This window comes from uncultured Rikenella sp. (assembly GCF_910577125.1).
GTDB lineage: Bacteria > Bacteroidota > Bacteroidia > Bacteroidales > Rikenellaceae > Rikenella.
This window is the reverse complement of the sequence record NZ_CAJTMN010000012.1, coordinates 1-21,588: the sequence shown is the minus strand read 5'-3', so window position 1 is coordinate 21,588 and position 21,588 is coordinate 1. Positions and strand designations below refer to the sequence as shown.

Below are 21,588 nucleotides of genomic sequence, written 5' to 3'. Positions count from 1 at the left end.
ATGAACCGAATTATCTTAGGACTCCTGTTATTTACAACAAGTTGCACACATTCAATTAAACCGACAGCTCAACCAATTTTCGTATCGATCGTTCCGCTCAAATACATGGTCGAGCAAATCGTCGCCCCGGGAAGTTCAATCGAAGTACTCGCACCCGAAACCTCCTCACCCGAAAGCTACGAACCGACCGTCAGGCAAATTCAGGCATTGGCGGATGCTCGGGCCTATATCACGACCGGACTCATCGATTTTGAACAAGTCCTGCTCGAAAAAATCCCGGAGGTGGCACCGAAGACGCCGGTATGGAACGTCTCGCAACAGATCGACCTGCTGAATGAGTCAGAGGAGAACGGACATACGCACGGCGGCATCGATCCTCATATTTGGCTTTCGCCGCGGAGAGTCGCTCGAATCGGTCAGGAGATCGCTCAGAGCCTGGGCCAATTGGAGCCCGACTCGGCAGAGGTCTATCGGGAACGGGCACAAGCCTTTGCCGCCCGGATCGACACGCTGGACAGGCGTTTCCGACAAATGACCGAACAGGCAAAACGCAAACAATTCGCCATCGGACATACGGCCCTGACCTATCTGGCCGACGACTACGGTCTGGAGCAGATCGCCATCGAAGCGAACGGGAAAGAGCCGAGCGCCATGCTCATCAAACAACTGATCGACTCGTTGCAAAAGGCAGAGATCCGGGCGGTTTTCTTTCAACCCCAGACAAGCGATGCCGCGACACAAACCATTGTTCGCGAGCTGCCCGACGGACGGGCGGTCGAATTCGACCCGCTGGCTCCGGACTGGATGACCAATATGTTCCGGCTGGCCGACAGCCTGCAAGTAATTCTGAACGAATGACAAACGACCTGCTCCGTATCCATCGGCTGGCAGTCGGATACCCCGGCGAGACACCCGTTGTCAGCGGCATCGACCTGACGGTCGGCGCGCGGGACTATATCGGTGTCATCGGGCCGAACGGCGGTGGAAAGACTACCTTTATCCGCACCCTGACAGGAGGTTTGGCTCCTCTGGCGGGAAAAATCGAGTACACGCAGACGGATCTGCGCATCGGGTATCTGCCCCAGATAAAAAACATCGACCGGACATTCCCGATCTCTGTCACGGATATCGTCCTTTCGGGATTAATGGCCCGCAAAGGACTCTCCGGACGATACGACAAAGCGGATCGGAAACGGGTATCGGCGCTGCTCGAAGAGATCGGCATCGGCAGACTGGCCGGGCGACCGGTCGGAGCGCTTTCGGGCGGAGAGTTGCAACGGGTATTGCTCTGCCGTTCATTAATTGCCGATCCGCAACTGCTGATTCTGGACGAGCCGACCACCTTCGTAGACAACCGGTTCGAAAAAGAGCTGTACGAACTGCTCGCCCGGCTGAACGAACGGATGGCCATCATCATGGTTTCGCACGATTTGGGAACCATCAGCCGTTATGTAAAAAGCATCGTCTGCATCAACCGCTGTTTCCATTACCATCCGTCGAACATACTGACACAGGAGCAATTGACGGAGTACGACTGCCCGATTCAATTGATTTCGCACGGGCCCGTACCGCATACCGTACTGACACGACACACCGGTTGCGCTTGTTGCGCCGAAAACCCGAAACCACCTACCACCGAATCGAAATAATGGATTTTATTCAGGAGATATTCACCTACCGTTTCTTGAGCTACGCAACCCTGGCCACCTTGCTCTCGGGCATCGCGTGCGGGATTGTCGGGACGTATATCGTCTCCCGGAAACTGGTTTTTATGAGCGGAGGCATTACCCACGCTTCGTTCGGCGGGATCGGAATCGCCTACTATTTCGGATTCGCACCGTTGGTCGGTGCTTTGTTGTTCGCCTTAGCTGCGGCGGTCGGAATCGAGACCTTCAGCCGGAGGGGCAAAATCAGCGAGGATGCGGCAACGGGGATTCTCTGGTCGGTGGGGATGTCGGTCGGCGTGATCTTCATCTTCCTCACACCGGGCTATGCACCGAACCTGATGAGCTTTTTGTTCGGCAATATCCTGTTGGTGAACGAGACGGATCTGATCGGTCTAGGAACGATGGACGGGATACTGTTGCTGCTGTTCGGAGGGTGTTATCGGGCGATTCTCTACACGGCGTTCGACCGCGAGTTCGCAGCTTCGCAGAAACTGCCGGTCGGGGTCATCGGATACGGCATGATGATCCTGATTGCAGCGACCATCGTACTGACCATCAAAACCATGGGCATCGTTCTGCTGATGTCGCTGCTGACCCTGCCGACGGTCATCGCCGGCCTGCTGACGCGAGACTACAAACGGCTGACCATCGGCGCCTGCATCGGCGGGACGGTTTCGGTCATGATCGGACTCTACATCAGTTATGCCTATGACATCCCGATCGGAGCGGCGGCGATCGCCGTCCTTTCCGTGGCATTCTGCATCGTCAAAGCCGGGATATATATCGGCCGCAAAGTACGCTCTATCTCACTCGGATAATCGTCAGTCCGTCCCGCATCGGCACCAAGACCTGCTCCACCCTCGGATCGTCGCGCACCATCCGGTTGAAAGTCAGAATTCCCAGTGTCTGACGGTCGTTCCGTCCACTTTCGGGTTCCGCCTGCGCCACCTTCCCATACCATAACACATTATCGGCCAGAATGATACTCCCCGACCGCACAAATCCGCCATCCATCAGCATACGATAGTATTCCGGATATTCCCGCTTGTCGGCATCGATAAAAACCAGGTCGAATACCTGTCCCAATGTCGGCACTACCTCCAAAGCCGGCCCGATATGCTGCACGATCCGCTCCCGCAGTCCTGCCCGCTCGATATACCGGGCCGCAAAATCCTGCAACTCGTCATCGATTTCCACCGTATGTAACTCGGCCCCCTCCCGAGACAATCCCCGTGCCATCGCAATGGCAGAATATCCGGTAAACGTTCCCAGCTCAAGTATATACATCGGATCGACCATCCGTACAAACATCTCCAGCAACCGCCCCTGCCAGTGCCCCGAGAGCATCCGCGGCTGAATCATCCGCAAATGGGTCTGCCGATCCAACTCGGCCAGCACCGGGTCTTCCGGCGAAATATGATCAAGGATATAACGCTCCAGCTCAGAATCCATACCTACCTGTATATCAGACTGTAAAAATTATTCTCATTAAAGATGTCGTTCGCGGTTTCGAGCAGCTCTTCCGCCGTAATCGCCCCGATTTTCGCCTCTACCTCTCCCGCCTGCTCGAATCCGTTGTAGATCAACACGCTCTTGGCCACCCCCAGCATCAGATTTTCGGTATTTTCCGACGACAGAATCCATTGGCCGAGAAACTGCCGCTTTGCCCGGGCCAGCTGCACAGTCGTCAGCTTCGTCTCCCGCAGCCGCCGCAATTCCGCCCGGACGAGCTCTATGGATTGTTCCACCTTATCCCGCTCGCACCCCAGATAGATGGTATAAATCCCGCTGTCGCTATACGGCACGTACCCCGCCTCGACATTATAGGTCAGTGCGTGTTTCTCGCGCAAGAGCATATTGAGTCGCGACACCGACGCCGGCCCGCCCAGCAGATTGATCAGAAAAGCCAGTCTCAGCCGCTGTTCGTCGTGCAGATCATAGCCGTATCCGCCCAACAGGCAATGGGTCTGATAGGTACTCTTATGCCGCACGACATCGAACAACGGCTGCCGTTCCGGCACGCGCCGTTCCGCGGTCAGACCCTCTCCGTCCGCCGCTTCGAAGGGGGCCAGATAGCGTTCGCAAATCTCCCGAAAACGGCTGTGCGGCATCTCTACGGATGCCGAAAAGACGATCCGGTCGGGTCGGTAATGTCCCGCAACATACGCTTTCAACTGTTGTTGCGTCGCCCGTTTCAGGTTCCGCGGCGTTCCCAGAATATTCCGTCCCAGCGGCGAACCGGCAAACAGCAACTCTTCGAAGTCGTCGAAAATCAGCTCCGCCGGCGAATCTTTGTAAGAGTTGATCTCATCGATCACCACCTCCCGCTCCTTGTCGATCTCCCGCGCGTCGAAGCGCGACCGGAAGACCATATCCGACAACAGATCCACCCCTTTCCGGAATTCCGACCGCAAGAGCGTGGCATGCACCACCGTCTCCTCCTTGGTCGTAAAGGCGTTCAACTCTCCCCCCGCATTCTCCAACAAACTGTTGACCCGATAGGCCGACCGCCGTTCCGTCCCCTTGAACAACAGGTGCTCGACCAGGTGCGCCACCCCATGCTGCGTCGCTGCCTCGTCCCGAGTCCCCGCCCCGATCGTCAAGGCCAGGTGTGCCACTTGGGCACCCTGTCTTCCCGGCCGCCGATGGACGCACCGCATCCCGTTCGGCAAGGTGAACAAATCAAACTCCTTTTCCGCCATCAGCCGATCACCTCCTTCAGATAACGTGCCGTCTGACTCCCCACAGCTTTCGGAGCCTCCGCCAACTCCCGCGGCGTACCGGCAAAGACAAGCTGCCCCCCGGCCTCTCCCCCCTCCGGCCCGAGGTCGATCACCCAGTCGGCACATTTCACGACATCCATATTATGCTCCACGACCACCACCGTGTGACCTTTCTGTATCAACGCTTCAAATGACCGCAGCAACTTCCTGATATCATGGAAGTGAAGCCCGGTCGTCGGCTCGTCGAAAATAAACAGCAACGGCTGCGAGCCATTCTCTTTGAGCAGGAACGACGCCAGTTTCACCCGCTGGCTCTCGCCCCCCGACAAAGTGGACGACGACTGCCCCAGCTTGACATACCCCAGCCCGACATCCTGTAACGTCTTGAGTTTCTCGATAATCCGCAGGTTGATCTTATCCTGCTCCGCATACTGCCCGAAAAATTCGATCGCCTCGTCGATACTCATCTCCAACACATCGTAGATCGACTTGTCGTGGTACCTCACCTGCAAAATTTCGTCCCGAAAGCGTTTCCCGTTACATGCCTCGCACACCAACTCCACATCGGCCATGAATTGCATCTCGACCCGAATCACCCCCTCACCCTTGCACTCCTCGCACCGTCCTCCGGCAATGTTGAACGAAAAACTCGAAGAGTCGAACTTATATTGTTTCGCAAGTTGCTGTTCGGTAAATAGTTTACGAATCTCATCGTAAGCTTTGATGTAGGTTACCGGATTCGACCGCAAAGAGCGACCGATCGGATTCTGGTCGATCATCTCCACCCCCTTGAGCAGCAAGATATCCCCTTCGAGGCCATCGAAATCGCCCGGCCGATCGCCCGTTTCGGTCAGCGCACGCCGCAAAGCCGGATAGAGGATACTCTTCACCAGCGACGACTTTCCGCTCCCGCTCACCCCCGTAATGCAGGTCATCACCCCCAGCGGAATCCGCACGTCGATATTCTTCAGATTGTGTTCCCTCGCCCCCTTGATTTCGATATAGCTGTTCCATTTCCTGGCCCGTTTCGACATCTCGATCGCCTCCCGTCCCGTCAGATAACGCACCGTCAGACTTCGATTTCCCTTCCGTTTCGCCGCCGCCTCCATTTCCGGGAAGGCCCCCTGAAAGACCACCTCGCCTCCCAGATAACCCGCCATCGGCCCGATATCGATCACCTCGTCCGCCGCCCGGATAATCTCCGCGTCGTGCTCCACCACGATAACCGTATTCCCCAGGTCGCGCAACTGCCGGAGCACCTCGATCAGCCGTTCCGTATCCCGCGGATGCAGCCCGATACTCGGTTCGTCCAGAATATAGAGCGACCCGACCAGACTACTCCCCAGCGACGTCGCCAGATTGATCCGCTGACTCTCTCCCCCCGACAAAGTCGACGAGAGCCGATCCAGCGTCAGATACGCCAGCCCCACATCTTCCAGGTATTGCAACCTGTTCTTGATCTCCGTCAACGCCCGCCCGCCGACCTCCGCATCATGCGCATCCAATTGCAGCCCCTCGAAAAAAGCCTTCAGTTCGCTCACCGGCATCCTGACCAGCTCCGCAACCGTCCGCCCGCCGACCCGCACATAGAGCGCCTCCGGCCTGAGCCGCGCCCCGCCGCAATCCGGACAAAGCGTTTTCCCCGTATACCGCGAAAGCATCACCCGATACTGAATCTTGTACCGTTCCTTTTCGAGATATTCGAAGAACTCATCCAGCCCGTGGAAATAGCTATTTCCCCGCCACAGCAGCCGCCTTTGCTCCTCGCTCAGCTCGTAAAACGGCCGATGGATCGGAAAACCGAACTTCGAAGCGTTCATCACCAGCTGCTTTTTCCACCACTTCATCGTCTCGCCCCGCCAGCAGACAATGGCGTCGTCGTAAATCGTTTTCGACTTGTCCGGAATCACCAGATCTTCATCGATCCCCACCACACGTCCGTACCCCTCGCACCGCGGGCACGCCCCCAGCGGATTGTTGAAGCTGAACATATGTTCGAACGGCGGCTGAAAAACGATCCCATCCGCCTCGAATCGGTTCGAGAACTCCTTGAACTGAGCTCCGCGATCCCCCTGTTCCTTAGACGGAAAGGAAATAAGCAAACATCTTCCATCCCCTACCTCGAAAGCGGTCTGCACCGAATCGAAAAGACGACTCGCCCACTCCTCATCCGCCCCCTCCGGCACCGAAAAACGGTCGATCAACACCGCCAACTCCTCCACCCCGTATTTATCGATCTCAGGCAGAATGTCCTGCACATATTTCACCTCTCCGGCAGCCGACGAGCGCAACACCAACCGCTCGAAACCGTCCTTCATCAGCAGCGTGAGCTTTTCAATCACCCCCTGCCCCTCGTACAGCGCCACCGGAGCTGCAACCATCGCCCGTGTTCCGACAGGCAATGCCATCCCGGCATCCACCACATCCTGCACCGTGTGCGCCTTGACCTCCTCACCGCTCACCGGCGAGTAGGTCTTCCCGATCCGTGCGAACAGCAGCCGCAGGTAGTCGTAGATTTCCGTCGTCGTCCCCACCGTAGACCTCGGATTGCGCGTGTTGACCTTCTGTTCCACCGCAATCGCCGGGGCGATGCCCGTAATGAAATCGACATCCGGTTTCTCGATCTTCCCCAAAAACTGCCGCGCATAGGCCGACAAACTCTCCACATACCTCCGCTGCCCCTCCGCAAAAATGGTATCGAACGCCAGGGTGGATTTCCCCGAACCCGACAATCCGGTCACCACGACCAGTTTATTGTGCGGGATTTTAATCTCTATATCCTTAAGATTATGGACTCTGGCACCCTTTACATGAATATATTGTTCCATTCAGTGAATCCGATTAACTATATACCAACGTCAGAACCAATATCTATCGTATAATCTCGATCTGCTCCTGAGCGGTAATCTTTTCGCAGTATTTACACCGCAACGCGAGCTCGCCGTTCCGCGTAAAAACATCGAATCGCGTGCGGATATGCGGCTCGCGGTTGGTCACGCACATCGGATTACCGCACTTGACAAAGCCTTCGACATGAGTCGGCACCTCGACCACCCGCTTCTCCGCCACCTCGAAATCGCGAATAATATTGATCCGCGCCGACGGAGCCACCAGCGAGATATAGCCGATCTCCTCGTCCCCGCAATCCTTGTCCGCAATCTTGATAATCGCCTTCCTGCCGATCCGTTTGCTCTGCAGATTGGTACCGAACGTTACCTGATGCGTCGTCCGGTCGAGCCCCAACAGCTTGATCACCTTGAACAGGCTGGTCGGCGGAATGTGGTCGATCACCGTTCCGTTTTCGATCGCACTGACCTCCAGAACGCCTTTTTTATGATTTTTCAATTCTTCAGACATGACTACGAATTACTTTAAATAAACCACCCCAATTATTTGACCCCAAACAGATAAGCCATTATCGCCATTCGCGTATAGACCCCGTTCTCCGTTTGCTGGAACCAGTAGGCTTTCGGATTGTCGTCCACATCGGGCGCAATCTCATTGACCCGCGGAAGCGGATGCAGAATCCGCATGTTCGGTTTCGTATCGGCCAGCATATCGTTGTGCAGGACATAGGCATTCTTCACCCGCTCGTACTCCATCACGTCAGAGAAGCGCTCCCGCTGCACCCGCGTCATATAGATGATGTCCGCCATCCCCATCCGCTCCATCATATCCGCCGTCTCGTAGTATGAAATCCCCCGCTCGTAGAGCTGCATCTTGTACTCCGTCGGCATCTGCAGCTCGGGCGGCGACACGAAGGTGAACTCCGCCTTGAAGTGCGACAGCGCCTCCAGCAGCGAATGCACCGTCCGCCCGTACTTCAAGTCCCCCACCATCATGATGTTGATATTGTCCAGCCTCCCCTGCGTCTTGAGGATCGAATAGAGGTCGAGCAGCGTCTGGCTCGGATGCTGGTTGGCCCCGTCCCCGGCATTGACCACCGGCACGCGCGACACCTCGCTGGCATAGCGCGCCGCCCCTTCGACCGGATGCCGCATCACGATCATATCGCAGTAATTCGAAATCACCTTGATCGTATCGTGCAGCGTCTCGCCCTTCGTCACGCTGGTGTTGTTCATGTCCGAAAATCCGATCACCCGCGCCCCCAGCCGGTTGATCGCACTCTCGAAACTGAGCCTCGTGCGGGTCGAGGGTTCGAAAAAGAGCGAAGCCACGACCTTGCCGTACAGCAGCCGTTGATCCGGATTGGCCTCGAAATCGGCCGCCAGCTCCATGATCCGGAGAATATCCTCCTTCGTGAAATCATGGATCGAAACCAGACTCTGTTTTTTCTTCATAATTTTTGCGCGCTATGATGATAATGAGACATTTACCCCTTCGATTCCCGCCATCCGGTCCACCAGCGGGCCGGCATCCCGCAACCGGATCGAGAGCCGCAGCCGGCAGGCGAGGTCGAACTCCTGCCCCAGCACCTCCGGCGCCATCTCCTTGACCACCCGCATCACCTCGTTCATCGCCAGATACGGAAACTCCACGACGACCACCCTATTTTCCGTCCGCTCCACCACCTCGGCCGCCGCCAACGCATCCGCCGTCGCCCCCTTGTAAGCCGCAATCAGCCCCGGCACCCCTAATTTGATTCCGCCGAAATACCGCACCACCACGACCAGCACATTGGTCACCCCCCGCGAAAGCAGCTGCCCCAGTATCGGCCGCCCCGCACTCCCGGCCGGCTCTCCGTCGTCGTTAGCCCGGAACCGCACGCCGCCCTCCGAAGCCTCGATCCCCAGCTGCCACGCATAACAATGGTGCCGGGCATCGTAATACTTCGTCTTCAGGGCATCGACCAGCGGTTTGATATCGGCCTCGGAAAAAACCGGATAGGCAAAGGCCAGAAAACGGCTGCCCTTGTCCTTGTAGAGCCCCTCGGCAGGGGCCGCGATGGTCAGATAAGTATCGCTGCTCACGATCCGGTCGGATTATCCGAACAAAAATAGCCATTCGCCGGCGGATAAACAAACCGGCAGGAGAGAATAATCGACCGTCACGGAAAGGAATTTGTTTTTTCGGAAAATAAGCGTTACTTTTGTAGTGTTATCAGACATGAATGGATTCCCGGCACCTTATTTTAGGGTTTCGGGGGTTTGTTTTTTATTGCATACAAAAAAGAGGGATTATGGCAAAGGTGAATTACATAACGGAAGCCGGCCTGCGGAAGCTGCGTGCCGAGCTGGATGCGCTGAAGGCCGAACGGCCGGTGATTTCGGCCCAGATCGCCGAGGCGAGAGACAAGGGCGACCTGTCGGAAAACGCCGAATACGACGCAGCCAAGGAGGCACAGGGAATGCTCGAAATGCGGATCGCCAAGCTGGAGGCGACGATCGCGGGGGCGCGGATTATCGACGAATCGAAACTCAATACGAATACCATCCAGATGCTCAACCGGGTGACGATCAAGAACATCAACCTCGGGAAGACGGTGGAATACACCCTCGTGTCGGAAAACGAGGCCAACTTGAAAGAGGGAAAACTCTCGATCGGAACGCCGATCGCACAGGCTTTGCTGGGCAAGAAACGGGGCGACCTGGTCGAAGTGCAGGTACCGTCGGGAGTTTTGAAACTCGAGGTGCTGGATATCTCTATCTGACCCATATACTATCCCCGATGGGGATAGTAAAAAAGCGGCCTGAAAACAGGTCGCTTTTTTCATTACTCTTCTTCGCCTCCCAAGTGCAGCGCCAGCCAGACACAGTCGAACGACGTTCTGAGCACCCTATGGAGTTGATGCGCCCCGATCAGCAGATAATCCCCCGCCTCCAGCTCCGTCACCGAGCCGTCGCCCCACTCCAGCGCAGCCTCGCCCCGAACCACCATCACCCACTCGTCCCATCCCTGATCATACCACTCACCCTGCTCTTCGCCGAACGACATGATGCGTTCAAGCCGCACCCGCTGACCGGCCGTCGCCGCGACAGAGAGCAGCGTATCGAACACCTCTCTCCCCCGCTCCTGCGTCGAAGCCGGAGGCCGAATTCCACGTTTATCAAAAATATTCCCCATGCGAGCCGCGTTTACATCCGCTCCCGCAGAATCTCGGCCACGCGCTCCGGCGTAACCTGGCCGGTCTCGCCCAAATTCCAGCCCCGTTTCCGGAAGCGATCCACAATAAAATCAATGGTTTCCTGTCCGATACCATGCTCCGACAGCCGGGTCTTCATCCCCAGGCTGCGGAAAAAGGCATCGGTCTTCTCGATCGCCGCCTCCGCCTTCTCCTCCGGCGTCCCCGTCACACCCCATACCCGTTCGGCATACTGCACCAGTTTGTCGAACTTCTCGCGACGCATCACCCGCATCATACCCGGATAGACGATCGCCAGCGTCACCGCATGATCCAGCCCGTGGAGCGCCGTCAGCTCGTGTCCGATCATATGCGTTGCCCAATCCTGCGGCACCCCCATCGCAATAAAGCCGTTCAGCGCCATGGTCGCCGTCAGCATGAAATTGGCCACCTCGTCGTATCGATCATGCCGTTCCACCAGCTTCGGCCCCAGCTCGATCAACGTCTGCAACAGCCCCTCGGCCCAACGGTCCATCACCATCGCCTGCGTGTCGAACGTCAGGTACTGCTCCAGCGTATGGGCGAACGAGTCGACGATCCCATTGACGATCTGCCGCTCCGGCAACGAGTAGCAGACCTCCGGATCGAGCACCGAAAACTGCGGATACCCCTGAGGATTATGAAACGCCAGCTTTTCGTCGAACTCCCGCCGCGAAATCACCGCCCCGTTATTCATCTCCGACCCGGTGGCCGGCAGGGTCAGCACCGTAGCCAACGGCACCGCCTCGACCGCCTTCGACGGGTCGAGCATAAAATCCCACGGATCGCCCGCATATTTCAAAGCCGTGGCGATAAACTTCGTCCCGTCGATCACCGACCCGCCTCCCACGGCCAACAGATAGTCCACCCCCTCGGCACGCGCCCGTTCGACAGCCTTTACCAATGTCTCGTACTGCGGATTGGGTTCGATTCCGCCGAACTCCACCACCTCGCGCCCCTTCAGCGCCTCGGTCACCTGATCGTACACGCCGTTCCGGCGGATACTCCCGCCGCCGTAGGTCATCATGATTTTAGCACCGGCCGGAATCTCGCGGGCAATCTTCGCAATCGTTCCTTTCCCGAAAATCAGTTTCGTCGGGTTGCAAAATGTGAAATTATTCATGCTCGAAAACGGTTTATCGTTTTAATACCATCGGCTAATTTAAGATATTTGCACCAAAATTCCAAGATCCGCCATGCAAAATCGCCCTTCGCTTTCCGCCGCCACCATCGCCGCTCCGGCCTCCGGTTCCGGCGGTGCGATCGCCCTGATCCGCCTCAGCGGCCCCGAAGCCCTGTCGATGACCGAAAGCGTCTTTTCGAAACCGCTGGCCGCAGCCAAAGGTTATACGGCCCATTTCGGAACCATCGCGGACGGCAACCGGTTGCTGGACGAAGTGATCGTCACCGTTTTCCGGGCTCCGCACTCCTATACGGGTGAGGAGATGGTCGAAATCTCGTGCCACGGCTCCGCATATATCGTACAGGAAATTTTATCGCTCCTCGTCCGGCGGGGAGCCACTCCGGCTACGGCGGGAGAGTTCACGAAGCGGGCGTTTCTGAACGGCAAACTCGACCTTTCGCAAGCCGAGGCGGTAGCCGACCTGATCGCTTCGGAGAGCGGCGCGGCGCACCGAATTGCCCTGAACCAGATGCGCGGAGGATATGCCGTCGAGTTGGCGGGGCTGCGAGAAAAGCTGCTGCACATTACGTCGTTACTGGAATTGGAGCTGGATTTTTCGGAAGAAGACGTGGAATTTGCCGACCGACGGGAATTGCAACAACTGCTCGCAGATATCCAGGAGCGGTGTCGCACGCTGGCAGACTCGTTCCAGAGGGGAAATATCCTGAAGAACGGTGTTCCGGTCGCTATCGTCGGCGCTCCGAACGCCGGGAAATCGACCCTTCTGAACCGGTTGATCGGCGAAGAGCGGGCCATCGTGTCGGAGGTGGCGGGTACAACGCGCGATTTTATCGAAGAATCGATCGGGCTGGAGGGTATCCGGTTCCGGTTCATCGACACGGCGGGTCTGCGCCACACGGATGACCGGATAGAAGCCTTGGGCATCGAACGCACGAAAGAGCGTATAGCCCGGGCTCAGGTAATATTGTTGCTGATTTCGGAACCTCTGTCGGCAGATGAAGTCCGAGCACAAATCGCAGCCCTTGCTCTGTCGCCGAAACAGCGACTCATCGTTTTGCTGAACAAGTCCGACGTCTGGGCGACTTCGGACTTGGCACGCCAGCTGGCAAGCTCGACTCGGGTGCTCAGCCTGTCAGCCCGGACGGGCACAGGTGTCGAACAACTGAAACAGCAGCTCTCTAAAGAGTTCGGCGATCGCGGTGAAGCCGAAACGCTCATCGTGACGAATACGCGTCATTACGAAGCGCTTCTCCATGCAGGCGAAGCTTTGACGCGCGCCTCGGCAGCCATGTCACAAGCTCTGCCGGCCGACCTGATCAGCGAAGAGATCCGCCAGGTACTCCACCATCTGGGTGAAATCACAGGCGAGGTCACGACGGACGACATTCTCGGCAACATCTTCAGTAAATTCTGCATCGGCAAGTAGAGTGATGTTTACCAACATTAGCATACAACATAAGACGCTCAAAATGGGCTTCTTTCCCTTAATGGTTGTCATTATCTGTGACGCTCTATGACAAAATATCCAGCCCAAACGTGGCAGGACTAGTTCACTAACGAACTTTGAAGCTCAGCCTCCACACACGACTCACTAAATAAGAACCGACCACTTTTTGACTCACCCGTCCGAGACGGTGATGCGATTGAATAAGCGAGCGGCACCATTCCAATATGGATGATGCCGCTCGCTTATTTTATTTCCCTATAGCCATGTCAATCGGTGCCACAATGCTTCCAACGGCCCTTGTTTGTGTCGAGAAAGCCACCAGCGACAGAACAGCACCTGTAACACCGCTATACCGAATCCGATCAGCAGGCTCACCGCATAACCGCAATAGGGAGCCAAATAGAGTCCGAACGGAAAGTAGATCAACGCTCCGACAATCGACTGCGTAATGTAGTTCGTCAGGCTCATTCGTCCGTAAAACCGCAGTGCCGTCGTCCGCCTCCGGAAAGATTCCTTACGGTAAAGTAACATGAACGAGGCCACCAGCACCGCAGTGAATGCCAACTTTTGCCACATATCCAGCACAACACCTACCGTTTGCGCAGCGACTCCTTCCTGATCACCTACCCGCACATAAAGGGGGTAAAGTATTCCGAACGCCACTGCTCCGACCATCAACGTATTCACCCAGAAACGCCCGCTCTGCTCCGTGGCTGCGAACAGCTGCTTCCGCCCCAAGAGCAGTCCAGCCAGAAACAACCCTGCCGTTTGCAAGAAACGCCCGGATCCGACAGCCCACAGCAGGCTGGCTTTTTGTCCCAGCGTCACATTGCCCCGGATGAAAGTCCAGAAATCTCCGGCTTTGGTATATTCCGCTACCGTTTCATACATCGGCCCGACACCCAAGTCGGGTAATGTGTAGGATGAGTCAAACAGGCTGCGAAAATAGTAAAACCACTCGACCGGTTGCAGCAACAAGATAATGGTCAATATCAACACCGCTTTGTCGCTCCATTTGCGGACAATAACCAGCACAATTCCCACCACAGCGAACAGCAAGAGTACGTCTCCTGCCGGAAAAAAAGCTGCGTTCAGGGTGGCAAAGCCCAACAAAAGCAACAGTCTCCACAGGAAACGCAGTCCAAAATCATGGCCTTTCAACTCTTGGTTGGTGTATTGGATATAAAAAGTGAAACCAAATAGCAGAGCGAAAATTGCATAGGCTTTTCCGGCAAAGAGCGAAAAGACGATGCTGACTATCCCCTGATTCAGGACATCGAGCCATTCGGGCTGTTCGGCGGGATAGACCGGAAAAATAAAATGTTCGACGCTGTGGACCAGCAGGATGGCTATCACGGCAAAACCGCGCAAGGCATCGACCGCTTCAATACGTGATGTCTTGGTCGAAAGGGTGGTTTGCATGGAAAATCGATTGGGGTTTCAGGAGGCAAGATAGCAAAAACCATCGGATTATAGCAACTCCAACCTACGCCGCGCGTGGCAGAGTACAAAGGAATCAACATGAATACGCTAGCCGGGCAGGCGGTGATGCTGGCGGACGGATCACAGGCTTATATCAATCAGGTCTACACCAACAGGAACGGTTGTGGAGATCGAAGAGATCGACCGATTGCTCCCCCAAAGTATCGAAGAATACAAGCGAACGGGACGTAATCCACTGGCGGATATTGTGTTGGAAAAACAAAAACCTCGCAGAAATGTGGATGAAGAGAAGCGACTGAAGACGCTGGCCACACTACATGCATTCAACAATCTCTTCTCGGTGATCGGCAAGGGGATCGCGGCAAGTGCAGGATTACGACCGACACCGGTGGACAACAAACCGATCGAGGATATCCAACACAGACTGCAACAGTTGGACAACATCTATCGAAACGAAGAGCAACGATACAATCAGAACGAGCTGCTGGCAGCCATGCGAAAGGATCAGACAAACCTTCAGGCGGCCAAAGAGGAAGTGGATGCGCTTTCGGCCCGTCGCAAGGGGTATATCGATATGTACAAAGACGAGCTGGAGCACAATCGGCAGTTGGAAGAAAAGGCGGCCGAGTTGGGGGTCAAATCCTCTCAGTATCGCACGGATCTGCAGTACAAGTACGACAAGATGAAGTCGGAAGAAAAGACCGCGGACAAAAATCGGGCTGTGCAGTGGGCGAGGTTAGCCAAAGAGCACCCGGAGGTTTCCGTACTCAATTACAAGACGGGAAAAGCGGAATTACTCGACAAAGAAAAGTGGGCACGACTGGGCGGTTACATCGCCCGAATCCTCGACCAACGAGAATCGGCAAAAAAGGGGCCGTACGGCGAGTGGATTGCTGGCAAAAGTCCGCTGCCGCTGAACAGCCGCATTACGGACGAAGAACTCAAAGAACTTCAAAAAGCGGCAACAAACGGAGAAAAACTCACTGCAAACCAACTTGGAGTCATCACCCGTCTCTTCAACGAGATGGAGAACGGAGAAGTTTACGAAACGGAGAACAGCACACCTTTTTACATGCCGGACAAACCCCGGTCGATGTATGCTCAGTCCATTCGCCCCCAATACGAAAACTGGCTTCAGGGTATGAGAGAATATTATACCCTCACGGGACAAATGCCCGACAATACGATCACCGTAGACGAAGCCCGGAAACTGTTCGACGGTATGCAAAATGTTCCGGACAAAGAGATCACAGACGTACTGCAAGCGGCCGGATGGCAGGTAACAGAATAAACACACCATGAGTCTGCAACAACGAGAAGCGATAGCGGCATTGATTGCCCCAAAACAGGCACAGGAATCCCCAAAACAGGCCTCAGCCCCCGGGCTCCGGTCGTTCGACGCCTCAGCGCAAGCCCCCACCGGCACGCCGACGGTACAGACCGACTTCGGGAATGTAATGCCGGCCCCCGCGCCGGTCGAGCTCGCCCCGGAACCAGCCCCGGAACCGACTCCGTCGTGGAAAGAACTGTTGCCAAAGACGGAAGCAACGAACCCGCGGACAGAATTGAAATTGCCGACACTACCGTATGATACATACACCGGATCCCAATCTGCATGGAATGCAGACGAGGCCGTGGCACAAGTAGAAGAGGCCATCAAACAGGGTGTGCATCCGAGCGGCAGCAAACCGGGAATCTTCCATCCCATGCAAAGCCTTCAGGAAGTCGCACGGGAGACCTTACGGGAAATGACGCCTGAGGATATTTTCCGACATCGGGTCGAAACATTCCTCGACAAGAGAAACAGCGAAAGCGTCCGTGAAAAGGCACGCGAAAAATTGAAAGCCGACTGGGATACGCCGGAATACAAAGCGGTCCGGGAGAGCATTCACGGCTCTACCAAAATCGTAGATGAGGCCATCAAAGAGTGGCAGACGGAATACAAAAAACGCGAACCGGGATGGAGAGCTCAAAGCACTGAGAATGCCCGGTCCGCCACGGCTCGGGGAAACGCATGGACCGATCAAAACAGATTGATGAGCGGTTTCCCCGAAACTGCCTATGCAGGACGCGTTATAGCTGAAACCGGACATCACTACAAGCCGCAAGAACAATCGGACTTCGATGCGGCACGCTATTTTCTCGATCACGCCCGATATTACCAGAATACCTATTCCGAATTAGAGAATGCGATCTATGCCCAACCTTCGAAGGAAATGGGATTCATGGAAAAAGCATATCGATACACCACCCTGCCCGGTCTGGCCAACGCACTATTCACCAAAGACAAATCAGGGAAGTCGCGGTTCGATCAGTTTCTGCACGGCATTGCTCCCCGAAACGTGGAAGATGCTGTTTCGTTTGGATGGGCCGAGACCGTACACCTGAGTCGGCTGAATTCGATTAACGCGAAAGCGGCCCGGGGAGAGGAGCTGACCGACGGCGAAAAGGCCATGGCCGGAGCCTATTTAGTGAGTCTCGACGCGCAGGCGGGACTCCAGATGTTCGGAGGCGCGACAACGGCAGAAAAGTTCGGCCAGTTCATCGGCGAAAACGTGCCGTTTTTGATCGAGATGGCCGTGAGCGGCGGATTAGGCGGTGCAGCAGCCGGAGCCGTGCGCGGACTGGCACGCAAAGGGATCGTGAAAGGGATTCAAATGGCAGGAAAATCCGGTGCGAAAGGGCTTGCAGGGGCAGCACTAAAGAGCGGCGCAGGACGCTACGTGGCCAAACAAGGGGCCAATATCGCGAGCTCGCTGGTCGGAGGAGCTGCCATGGCTCCCTTCTCGCAGACCACCTACCGAAACTATACGCAACGGGAGAACGACCAGTACGATGTGGGACTCGACGCCGAGGGGAACTACACGGCCCGGCTGGCCCGCCCCACTTCGGAATGGGAACGCGGTTGGAAATCGTACGTCGGCGCAGGGGTCGAGCTGGGGTCGGAATTCTGGGGAACATTTGCCGGAGCGGGGCGAATCTTCCCCCGGTGGATGCAAAAAACGAAGGTGGGAGAGGTGTTGGAGCCGATCCGCAAGTTCACCCAAACGCCCGGCGGACGACGATTCGACAATTATGTGGGAGATGTGTTCAAATGGAACGGCGGCACGATGGAGGGTCTGGAGGAGGAGTTCTCGAATGCCCTCGAACCGATCCTGACCGGGGAGACGGAACGGCTGAAAGCGAACTTCTCGCCTGAGGCGCAATTCGATACCATTCTGGGAGTGGTGGCCATGAGTACGGCGATGGGGGCCGTCCGCACGCCGATCGTGGCTTTCGACCATGCCCGCCATGCCCGAACCGGAGCAAAACTGCGCTCGCAGATCAGCGACCCGACCCTGCGCGAGTCGCTGCAACAGATCATGGCCTCAGGAACGCGGCAGGAACAGGCCCAAAAACTCGGTCAAATAGACTGGAGTACAGTTTCGATGCAGGATCGGGCGGCAGCAATGGACTATGTGGCTCACCGGGTGGAGGGACGCGTCACACAGGATATGCAGGAGGCGATGCGGAAACAGGCCGCGACGGCCGAAGCACAACGACGGTTCGAGCAGCACAAGAACCGGGACACGGGGAACATCGAAACGGTCACGGACAGCGAGGGGAACAGCTTCTATCTGGCGAGCGGAACGCTGGAAACGGACGAGAAAACGACTGCCGGACCGACGACTGAACAAAAGGATGTACCTCCAACCGGACGACCGATGACAGCCGAGGAGGCGGGAGCATTCGTCGAACGGATGCAGCACGGCGCACAACCCGCTCCGGAACTGGAACTGACTATTGAAAACTGGGATCGGGAGTTTGGTCCAGAGGGAACTGTGGAAACGCCTATCGGCACCGTCAAAATGGGTGAACACCAGTTTGCGAAATTGAGCCGACAGGGACGAAACGGAAAACTCGGCATGGTCAAACCGACCCTGACCGATCCGGACATCATCGTCGAAGATGCCAGCAAGGCCGCACCCGGACAACAAACCGAAAGGCCTTCGTCATACGTATTCGTGAAAACGTTCTCCGGCGAAAACGGAGAACGAATCTACCATTTCACCTCGGTAACGGTCAGTCGCGACGGACAGGAAGTCGTTATCTCCAATCAGGAAAAAAGCCCGGAGAGAATCGAGCGGTTGATGAAAGAGGGAGTGCCGACCTACATTAAAAAGGCGACCTTGCCATCCGAATCCGTCACTTCGGCACAAGGAGACCGGCAGTCTATACCTGACGGGGCTACTCTTTTCAACAAAGGTACGAAATCTGCACGGGGAAACAAAAGAAATCCTGCGGTAACGGACGGCACGGTATTCGTGATCGACCCGGCGACCGGCCAGACCTCGCAACGGAGCGTCGAAGAGCTGAAGCGGGGCGAAACCACGACGCCCGAACAATACGAGACCGGGTTCCGCCAGCAGTTGGAAACCATCTCCCAAGCCGAGGCGGAGGAGGCGGACATGCAGGAGATCATCGAGAAAGCCAATGCGGAGGGAGAAGACCCGATGCCGCGGATGGCGGAGTACAAGGGGATCGACCTGAATACGCTGGCCGGGCAGACGGTGACGCTGGCGGACGGATCGCAGGCTTATATCAATCAGGTCTATACCAACCGGAACGGTTTCGTGGAGATCGACGCCGTGCCGGTCGACCCGTCCACGGGCCAGCTCCTCACGAACGAGAACGGAGAGGAGGCGCACTATTTGCTGGACGTGAGGAGCATTGTCGCGCCGAAACAACAGGAACAGACGCGGGGAAACGCACAAGAGGCAACGCCAGCCGTTCCGGAACAGAGCCCGGTGCAGGAGGCGCAGGCGGAGGAACAACCGATTGAAGCTACTGCGGAGACGGTCCCGCAGGAAGAAAATCCGATACAAGGTTCGGATCAAACAATCAGTCAACCCGATCCCTATGCCGACATTCAGCCGGTGGGAAAAGGGCTATTCGGCAACATCTATCTTCAGTTTCGGGGAAAAGCACAGGAAGCGATCGACTTCCTCCTTCACCGTAAAGAAGGCGAAGCCGTAGGGGCGTTGCATCATCCGCAGGTGGGCGACATCGATCTGGTATGGGGAAAAGAAGGAACCGCACATAGCGACGGTTACGGATTGTCCAAAATTGCCAAATACCACCCGGAGGTGTTAACGAATCTGCAGGAGATCATTTCGGGCATGGACATAACAAAAGCTTCCGGAAACCGTCTCCAACTGGAATCCCGATCACATACAGCATCCATTCGACTGGATTGGAACGGAGAAAAGAAAACGTGGTTATTGACTGCATTTGAAAAAGAGACGCCAACACCTCTCGACAGGACGACAGACGTTGGCGAAAATCTCAGAGACTTGCAGAACGACACAGCTCCTCTGCAAAGTGATGGCGTCTCAAAAAGAAGTATTTCTCTACAAGAGGAAACCTCTCAAGACAAAACTACAATTTTCGGGCCGAACGTGCAAGAGGCGGAACAAAATATTCCCCGAAAAAAGGACGGAACGCCGGATTACGACCAAATCGAAGATCCGGCCACCGTCGCATCGGCGTTGAACGAGGAGTTCGGAGAGGAGGCGGCAGAGGTCGCCCGGGAGAGCCTCGACGAAGCCCGCGAAGCATTGGAGCAGGCAGACAACATCCGCAAAGCGATCGACCGGCGGCGCGCTCGGCTCAAAGCTCAAAACGAAGTAGCCAAATGGGAAGCGGTCTGCGACGCGCTCGCTCCGACCCGGGAAACCGAAACGGCGGAGCAGACTGCAGAAACGCAGGATGTACCCTCCGTGACGTTAGATCCCGTAATGGGAGACCTGATTACGGAAGAGATGCACAGGCGGGCCCCGGGGACAATCACGGTCAGGGAACAATCAGATCCGAAGGCGAACAACAATTTCATACAACGTTACGACATCGACGGGCAACCGAGCGGGGTGTACGGCATATATGACATAGAGGCGAACATCAACACGGAACCGGTCTCTTTCGGGCTGGACGAGTTCTCGTGGCGCGCCGAAAACTGGGACGAGCTGGAAGCGATGTACGACGCGTATAAAGCCGACCGGCCGGAGGTGCGCAGCTGGATAGACGACGAAGGAGGCGCGCAATTCCGCGACATCAACGATGCGTTGGAGTTCAAACGGTTCGTCGATACGCACGCTCAGCGTAAAGGAGCCGCAAAAGGTGTCGAGCAATCAACCGACATCCCGTTTCTCAGATCGGAAATCGGGAATACGGAACCGGCGTCGAATTTCTCACAAGAACACCGCGCGCAGGTCGAAGAAATCGTTCGGGAACTGGATCGGGCTTCCGGCATACAGGCTGTCGTCTTCTCCACGCTCGACGAACTGCCGGAAAAGGTGCGACGAGCCATCGAAGCCAGCGACCCGAATCACGAATACGCACCGCCCAAAGGATTTTACCTCTTCGGTGAAGTTTATATCAACGCTTCGGAAATCGTCGATCTCGGCGAAGTCGAACGCGTCTACCACCACGAAGTCGGCGGCCATCAGGCTGTCGAACGGAGCGGGCTGACCGACGCCGAGTTGCAGGCACTGTACCGCCAAACGGCGGACGAGATCGGTACCGACCACATGCGGGCGCAGAACATTCCCGAATTGGACGAGGTCGTCGATGCTTATTTAGCCGGCGAAATAACCGCCATGCAGCTGGGACGGGAATACATTGCCTATTCGACCGAACGCTTTTTCTCGCCAGCTCTGTATAACAACACCACGGAGCCGGTATTTTCCGTAGATTTGTCACAGCCGGTTACCGACGCGACGATCAAACGAATTATTGAATCCGCTAACCGAAAACACGATGGAAAACCAAACCTTACCCTCGCCGCATCCGACCCCCGAAGAGCGGGGCTACACGACACTACACCGCTTTCTGACCACCGAGGACGGGAGTTTCTTCACGCCCCAGTATACGGTTCCAATGGTCGTCCACAAGGAAATGAAACGTCTTCAGGAACTGGGGATGGAACGGGACGAGGCGTGGAAACAGGCGACCCGGAACATTCGCGAGCAGTATCCGAACAAGACGCCGCAAGAGCTGATCGAACTGAGTCGGGAGCTCTACCGGCAGGGGAAACTGTAGCCGACGACATCCGATACCGCCGCGGC

Annotated in this window: 16 protein-coding genes; 7 read left to right on the top strand and 9 right to left on the bottom strand. The window is 56.2% G+C overall.

Translation table 11 applies throughout. From position 1 onward, the window contains the following. The 3 genes from QZ292_RS02795 to QZ292_RS02785 are packed head-to-tail and all read left to right on the top strand — an operon-like array spanning position 1 to position 2,485. Entirely contained in the window at positions 1 to 858 is an 858-nt protein-coding gene (locus tag QZ292_RS02795; protein WP_294597552.1) for a zinc ABC transporter substrate-binding protein, read from the top strand. After that, a complete protein-coding gene (locus QZ292_RS02790) occupies positions 855 to 1,649 on the top strand; it encodes an ABC transporter ATP-binding protein (protein WP_294597549.1) in 795 nt (264 codons plus the stop codon). The genes QZ292_RS02795 and QZ292_RS02790 overlap by 4 nt, the downstream gene beginning before the upstream one ends. Next, positions 1,649 to 2,485, top strand: coding sequence for a metal ABC transporter permease (locus QZ292_RS02785; protein WP_294597546.1), 837 nt, complete (start codon positions 1,649 to 1,651; stop codon positions 2,483 to 2,485). The genes QZ292_RS02790 and QZ292_RS02785 overlap by 1 nt, the downstream gene beginning before the upstream one ends. On the opposite strand, the gene QZ292_RS02780 is transcribed toward QZ292_RS02785, so the two are convergent. From QZ292_RS02780 to QZ292_RS02755, 6 genes are read right to left on the bottom strand one after another with little or no spacing between them, the layout of a single operon-like run. Further along, positions 2,469 to 3,119 (bottom strand): O-methyltransferase, encoded by a 651-nt coding sequence (locus QZ292_RS02780; RefSeq protein WP_294597543.1) that lies wholly within the window; start codon positions 3,117 to 3,119, stop codon positions 2,469 to 2,471. The two genes, QZ292_RS02785 and QZ292_RS02780, sit on opposite strands and share 17 nt — an antisense overlap. Positions 3,120 to 3,121: 2 nt before the next feature. Beyond that, a complete protein-coding gene (locus QZ292_RS02775; protein ID WP_294597540.1) occupies positions 3,122 to 4,348 on the bottom strand; it encodes a pitrilysin family protein in 1,227 nt (408 codons plus the stop codon). 20 nt (positions 4,349 to 4,368) lie between these two features. Next, complete coding sequence (gene uvrA / locus QZ292_RS02770) at positions 4,369 to 7,218, bottom strand: excinuclease ABC subunit UvrA (RefSeq protein ID WP_294597537.1); 2,850 nt, start codon at positions 7,216 to 7,218, stop codon at positions 4,369 to 4,371. A 43-nt stretch (positions 7,219 to 7,261) separates the two neighbouring features. Then, positions 7,262 to 7,735 (bottom strand): aspartate carbamoyltransferase regulatory subunit, encoded by a 474-nt coding sequence (pyrI, locus tag QZ292_RS02765; RefSeq protein ID WP_294597534.1) that lies wholly within the window; start codon positions 7,733 to 7,735, stop codon positions 7,262 to 7,264. Between the two features lie 44 nt (positions 7,736 to 7,779). Next, complete coding sequence (gene pyrB / locus QZ292_RS02760) at positions 7,780 to 8,691, bottom strand: aspartate carbamoyltransferase (protein ID WP_294597531.1); 912 nt, start codon at positions 8,689 to 8,691, stop codon at positions 7,780 to 7,782. Between the two features lie 12 nt (positions 8,692 to 8,703). Next, positions 8,704 to 9,321, bottom strand: a complete 618-nt coding sequence (locus QZ292_RS02755) for a YigZ family protein (RefSeq protein ID WP_294597529.1) — start codon at positions 9,319 to 9,321, stop codon at positions 8,704 to 8,706. A gap of 209 nt (positions 9,322 to 9,530) precedes the next feature. Between QZ292_RS02755 and greA the strand changes: the two genes are divergently transcribed. Next, positions 9,531 to 10,001, top strand: coding sequence for a transcription elongation factor GreA (gene greA, locus QZ292_RS02750; RefSeq protein WP_294597526.1), 471 nt, complete (start codon positions 9,531 to 9,533; stop codon positions 9,999 to 10,001). Between the two features lie 62 nt (positions 10,002 to 10,063). Here the strand turns inward: greA and QZ292_RS02745 are convergent, their stop codons facing one another. Together QZ292_RS02745 and QZ292_RS02740 are read right to left on the bottom strand one after the other, a co-directional pair. Next, on the bottom strand, positions 10,064 to 10,414 hold the full coding sequence (locus QZ292_RS02745) for a cupin domain-containing protein (protein WP_294597524.1): 351 nt from the start codon (positions 10,412 to 10,414) through the stop codon (positions 10,064 to 10,066). 11 nt (positions 10,415 to 10,425) lie between these two features. Then, entirely contained in the window at positions 10,426 to 11,574 is a 1,149-nt protein-coding gene (locus tag QZ292_RS02740; RefSeq protein ID WP_294597521.1) for an iron-containing alcohol dehydrogenase, read from the bottom strand. Between the two features lie 73 nt (positions 11,575 to 11,647). Here QZ292_RS02740 and mnmE point away from each other — a divergent pair, with 73 nt between their 5' ends. Further along, on the top strand, positions 11,648 to 13,021 hold the full coding sequence (mnmE, locus tag QZ292_RS02735) for a tRNA uridine-5-carboxymethylaminomethyl(34) synthesis GTPase MnmE (RefSeq protein ID WP_294597518.1): 1,374 nt from the start codon (positions 11,648 to 11,650) through the stop codon (positions 13,019 to 13,021). A 276-nt stretch (positions 13,022 to 13,297) separates the two neighbouring features. On the opposite strand, the gene QZ292_RS02730 is transcribed toward mnmE, so the two are convergent. Next, entirely contained in the window at positions 13,298 to 14,464 is a 1,167-nt protein-coding gene (locus QZ292_RS02730; protein WP_294597515.1) for a DUF418 domain-containing protein, read from the bottom strand. Between the two features lie 184 nt (positions 14,465 to 14,648). Here QZ292_RS02730 and QZ292_RS02725 point away from each other — a divergent pair, with 184 nt between their 5' ends. Together QZ292_RS02725 and QZ292_RS02720 are read left to right on the top strand one after the other, a co-directional pair. Next, complete coding sequence (locus QZ292_RS02725) at positions 14,649 to 15,776, top strand: hypothetical protein (protein WP_294597512.1); 1,128 nt, start codon at positions 14,649 to 14,651, stop codon at positions 15,774 to 15,776. 343 nt (positions 15,777 to 16,119) lie between these two features. Beyond that, the coding region (locus QZ292_RS02720) for a PBECR2 nuclease fold domain-containing protein (protein ID WP_294597509.1) at positions 16,120 to 21,588 on the top strand (5,469 nt) is incomplete at its 3' end.

Bases quoted from the DNA above. Each gene is read 5' to 3' on its own strand.
- QZ292_RS02795 (WP_294597552.1), top strand. From the start codon at position 1: ATGAACCGAATTATCTTAGGACTCCTGTTATTTACAACAAGTTGCACA.
- QZ292_RS02790 (WP_294597549.1), top strand. From the start codon at position 855: ATGACAAACGACCTGCTCCGTATCCATCGGCTGGCAGTCGGATACCCC.
- QZ292_RS02785 (WP_294597546.1), top strand. From the start codon at position 1,649: ATGGATTTTATTCAGGAGATATTCACCTACCGTTTCTTGAGCTACGCA.
- QZ292_RS02780 (WP_294597543.1), bottom strand. From the start codon at position 3,119: ATGGATTCTGAGCTGGAGCGTTATATCCTTGATCATATTTCGCCGGAA.
- uvrA (WP_294597537.1), bottom strand. From the start codon at position 7,218: ATGGAACAATATATTCATGTAAAGGGTGCCAGAGTCCATAATCTTAAG.
- pyrB (WP_294597531.1), bottom strand. From the start codon at position 8,691: ATGAAGAAAAAACAGAGTCTGGTTTCGATCCATGATTTCACGAAGGAG.
- greA (WP_294597526.1), top strand. From the start codon at position 9,531: ATGGCAAAGGTGAATTACATAACGGAAGCCGGCCTGCGGAAGCTGCGT.
- QZ292_RS02745 (WP_294597524.1), bottom strand. From the start codon at position 10,414: ATGGGGAATATTTTTGATAAACGTGGAATTCGGCCTCCGGCTTCGACG.
- QZ292_RS02740 (WP_294597521.1), bottom strand. From the start codon at position 11,574: ATGAATAATTTCACATTTTGCAACCCGACGAAACTGATTTTCGGGAAA.
- mnmE (WP_294597518.1), top strand. From the start codon at position 11,648: ATGCAAAATCGCCCTTCGCTTTCCGCCGCCACCATCGCCGCTCCGGCC.
- QZ292_RS02730 (WP_294597515.1), bottom strand. From the start codon at position 14,464: ATGCAAACCACCCTTTCGACCAAGACATCACGTATTGAAGCGGTCGAT.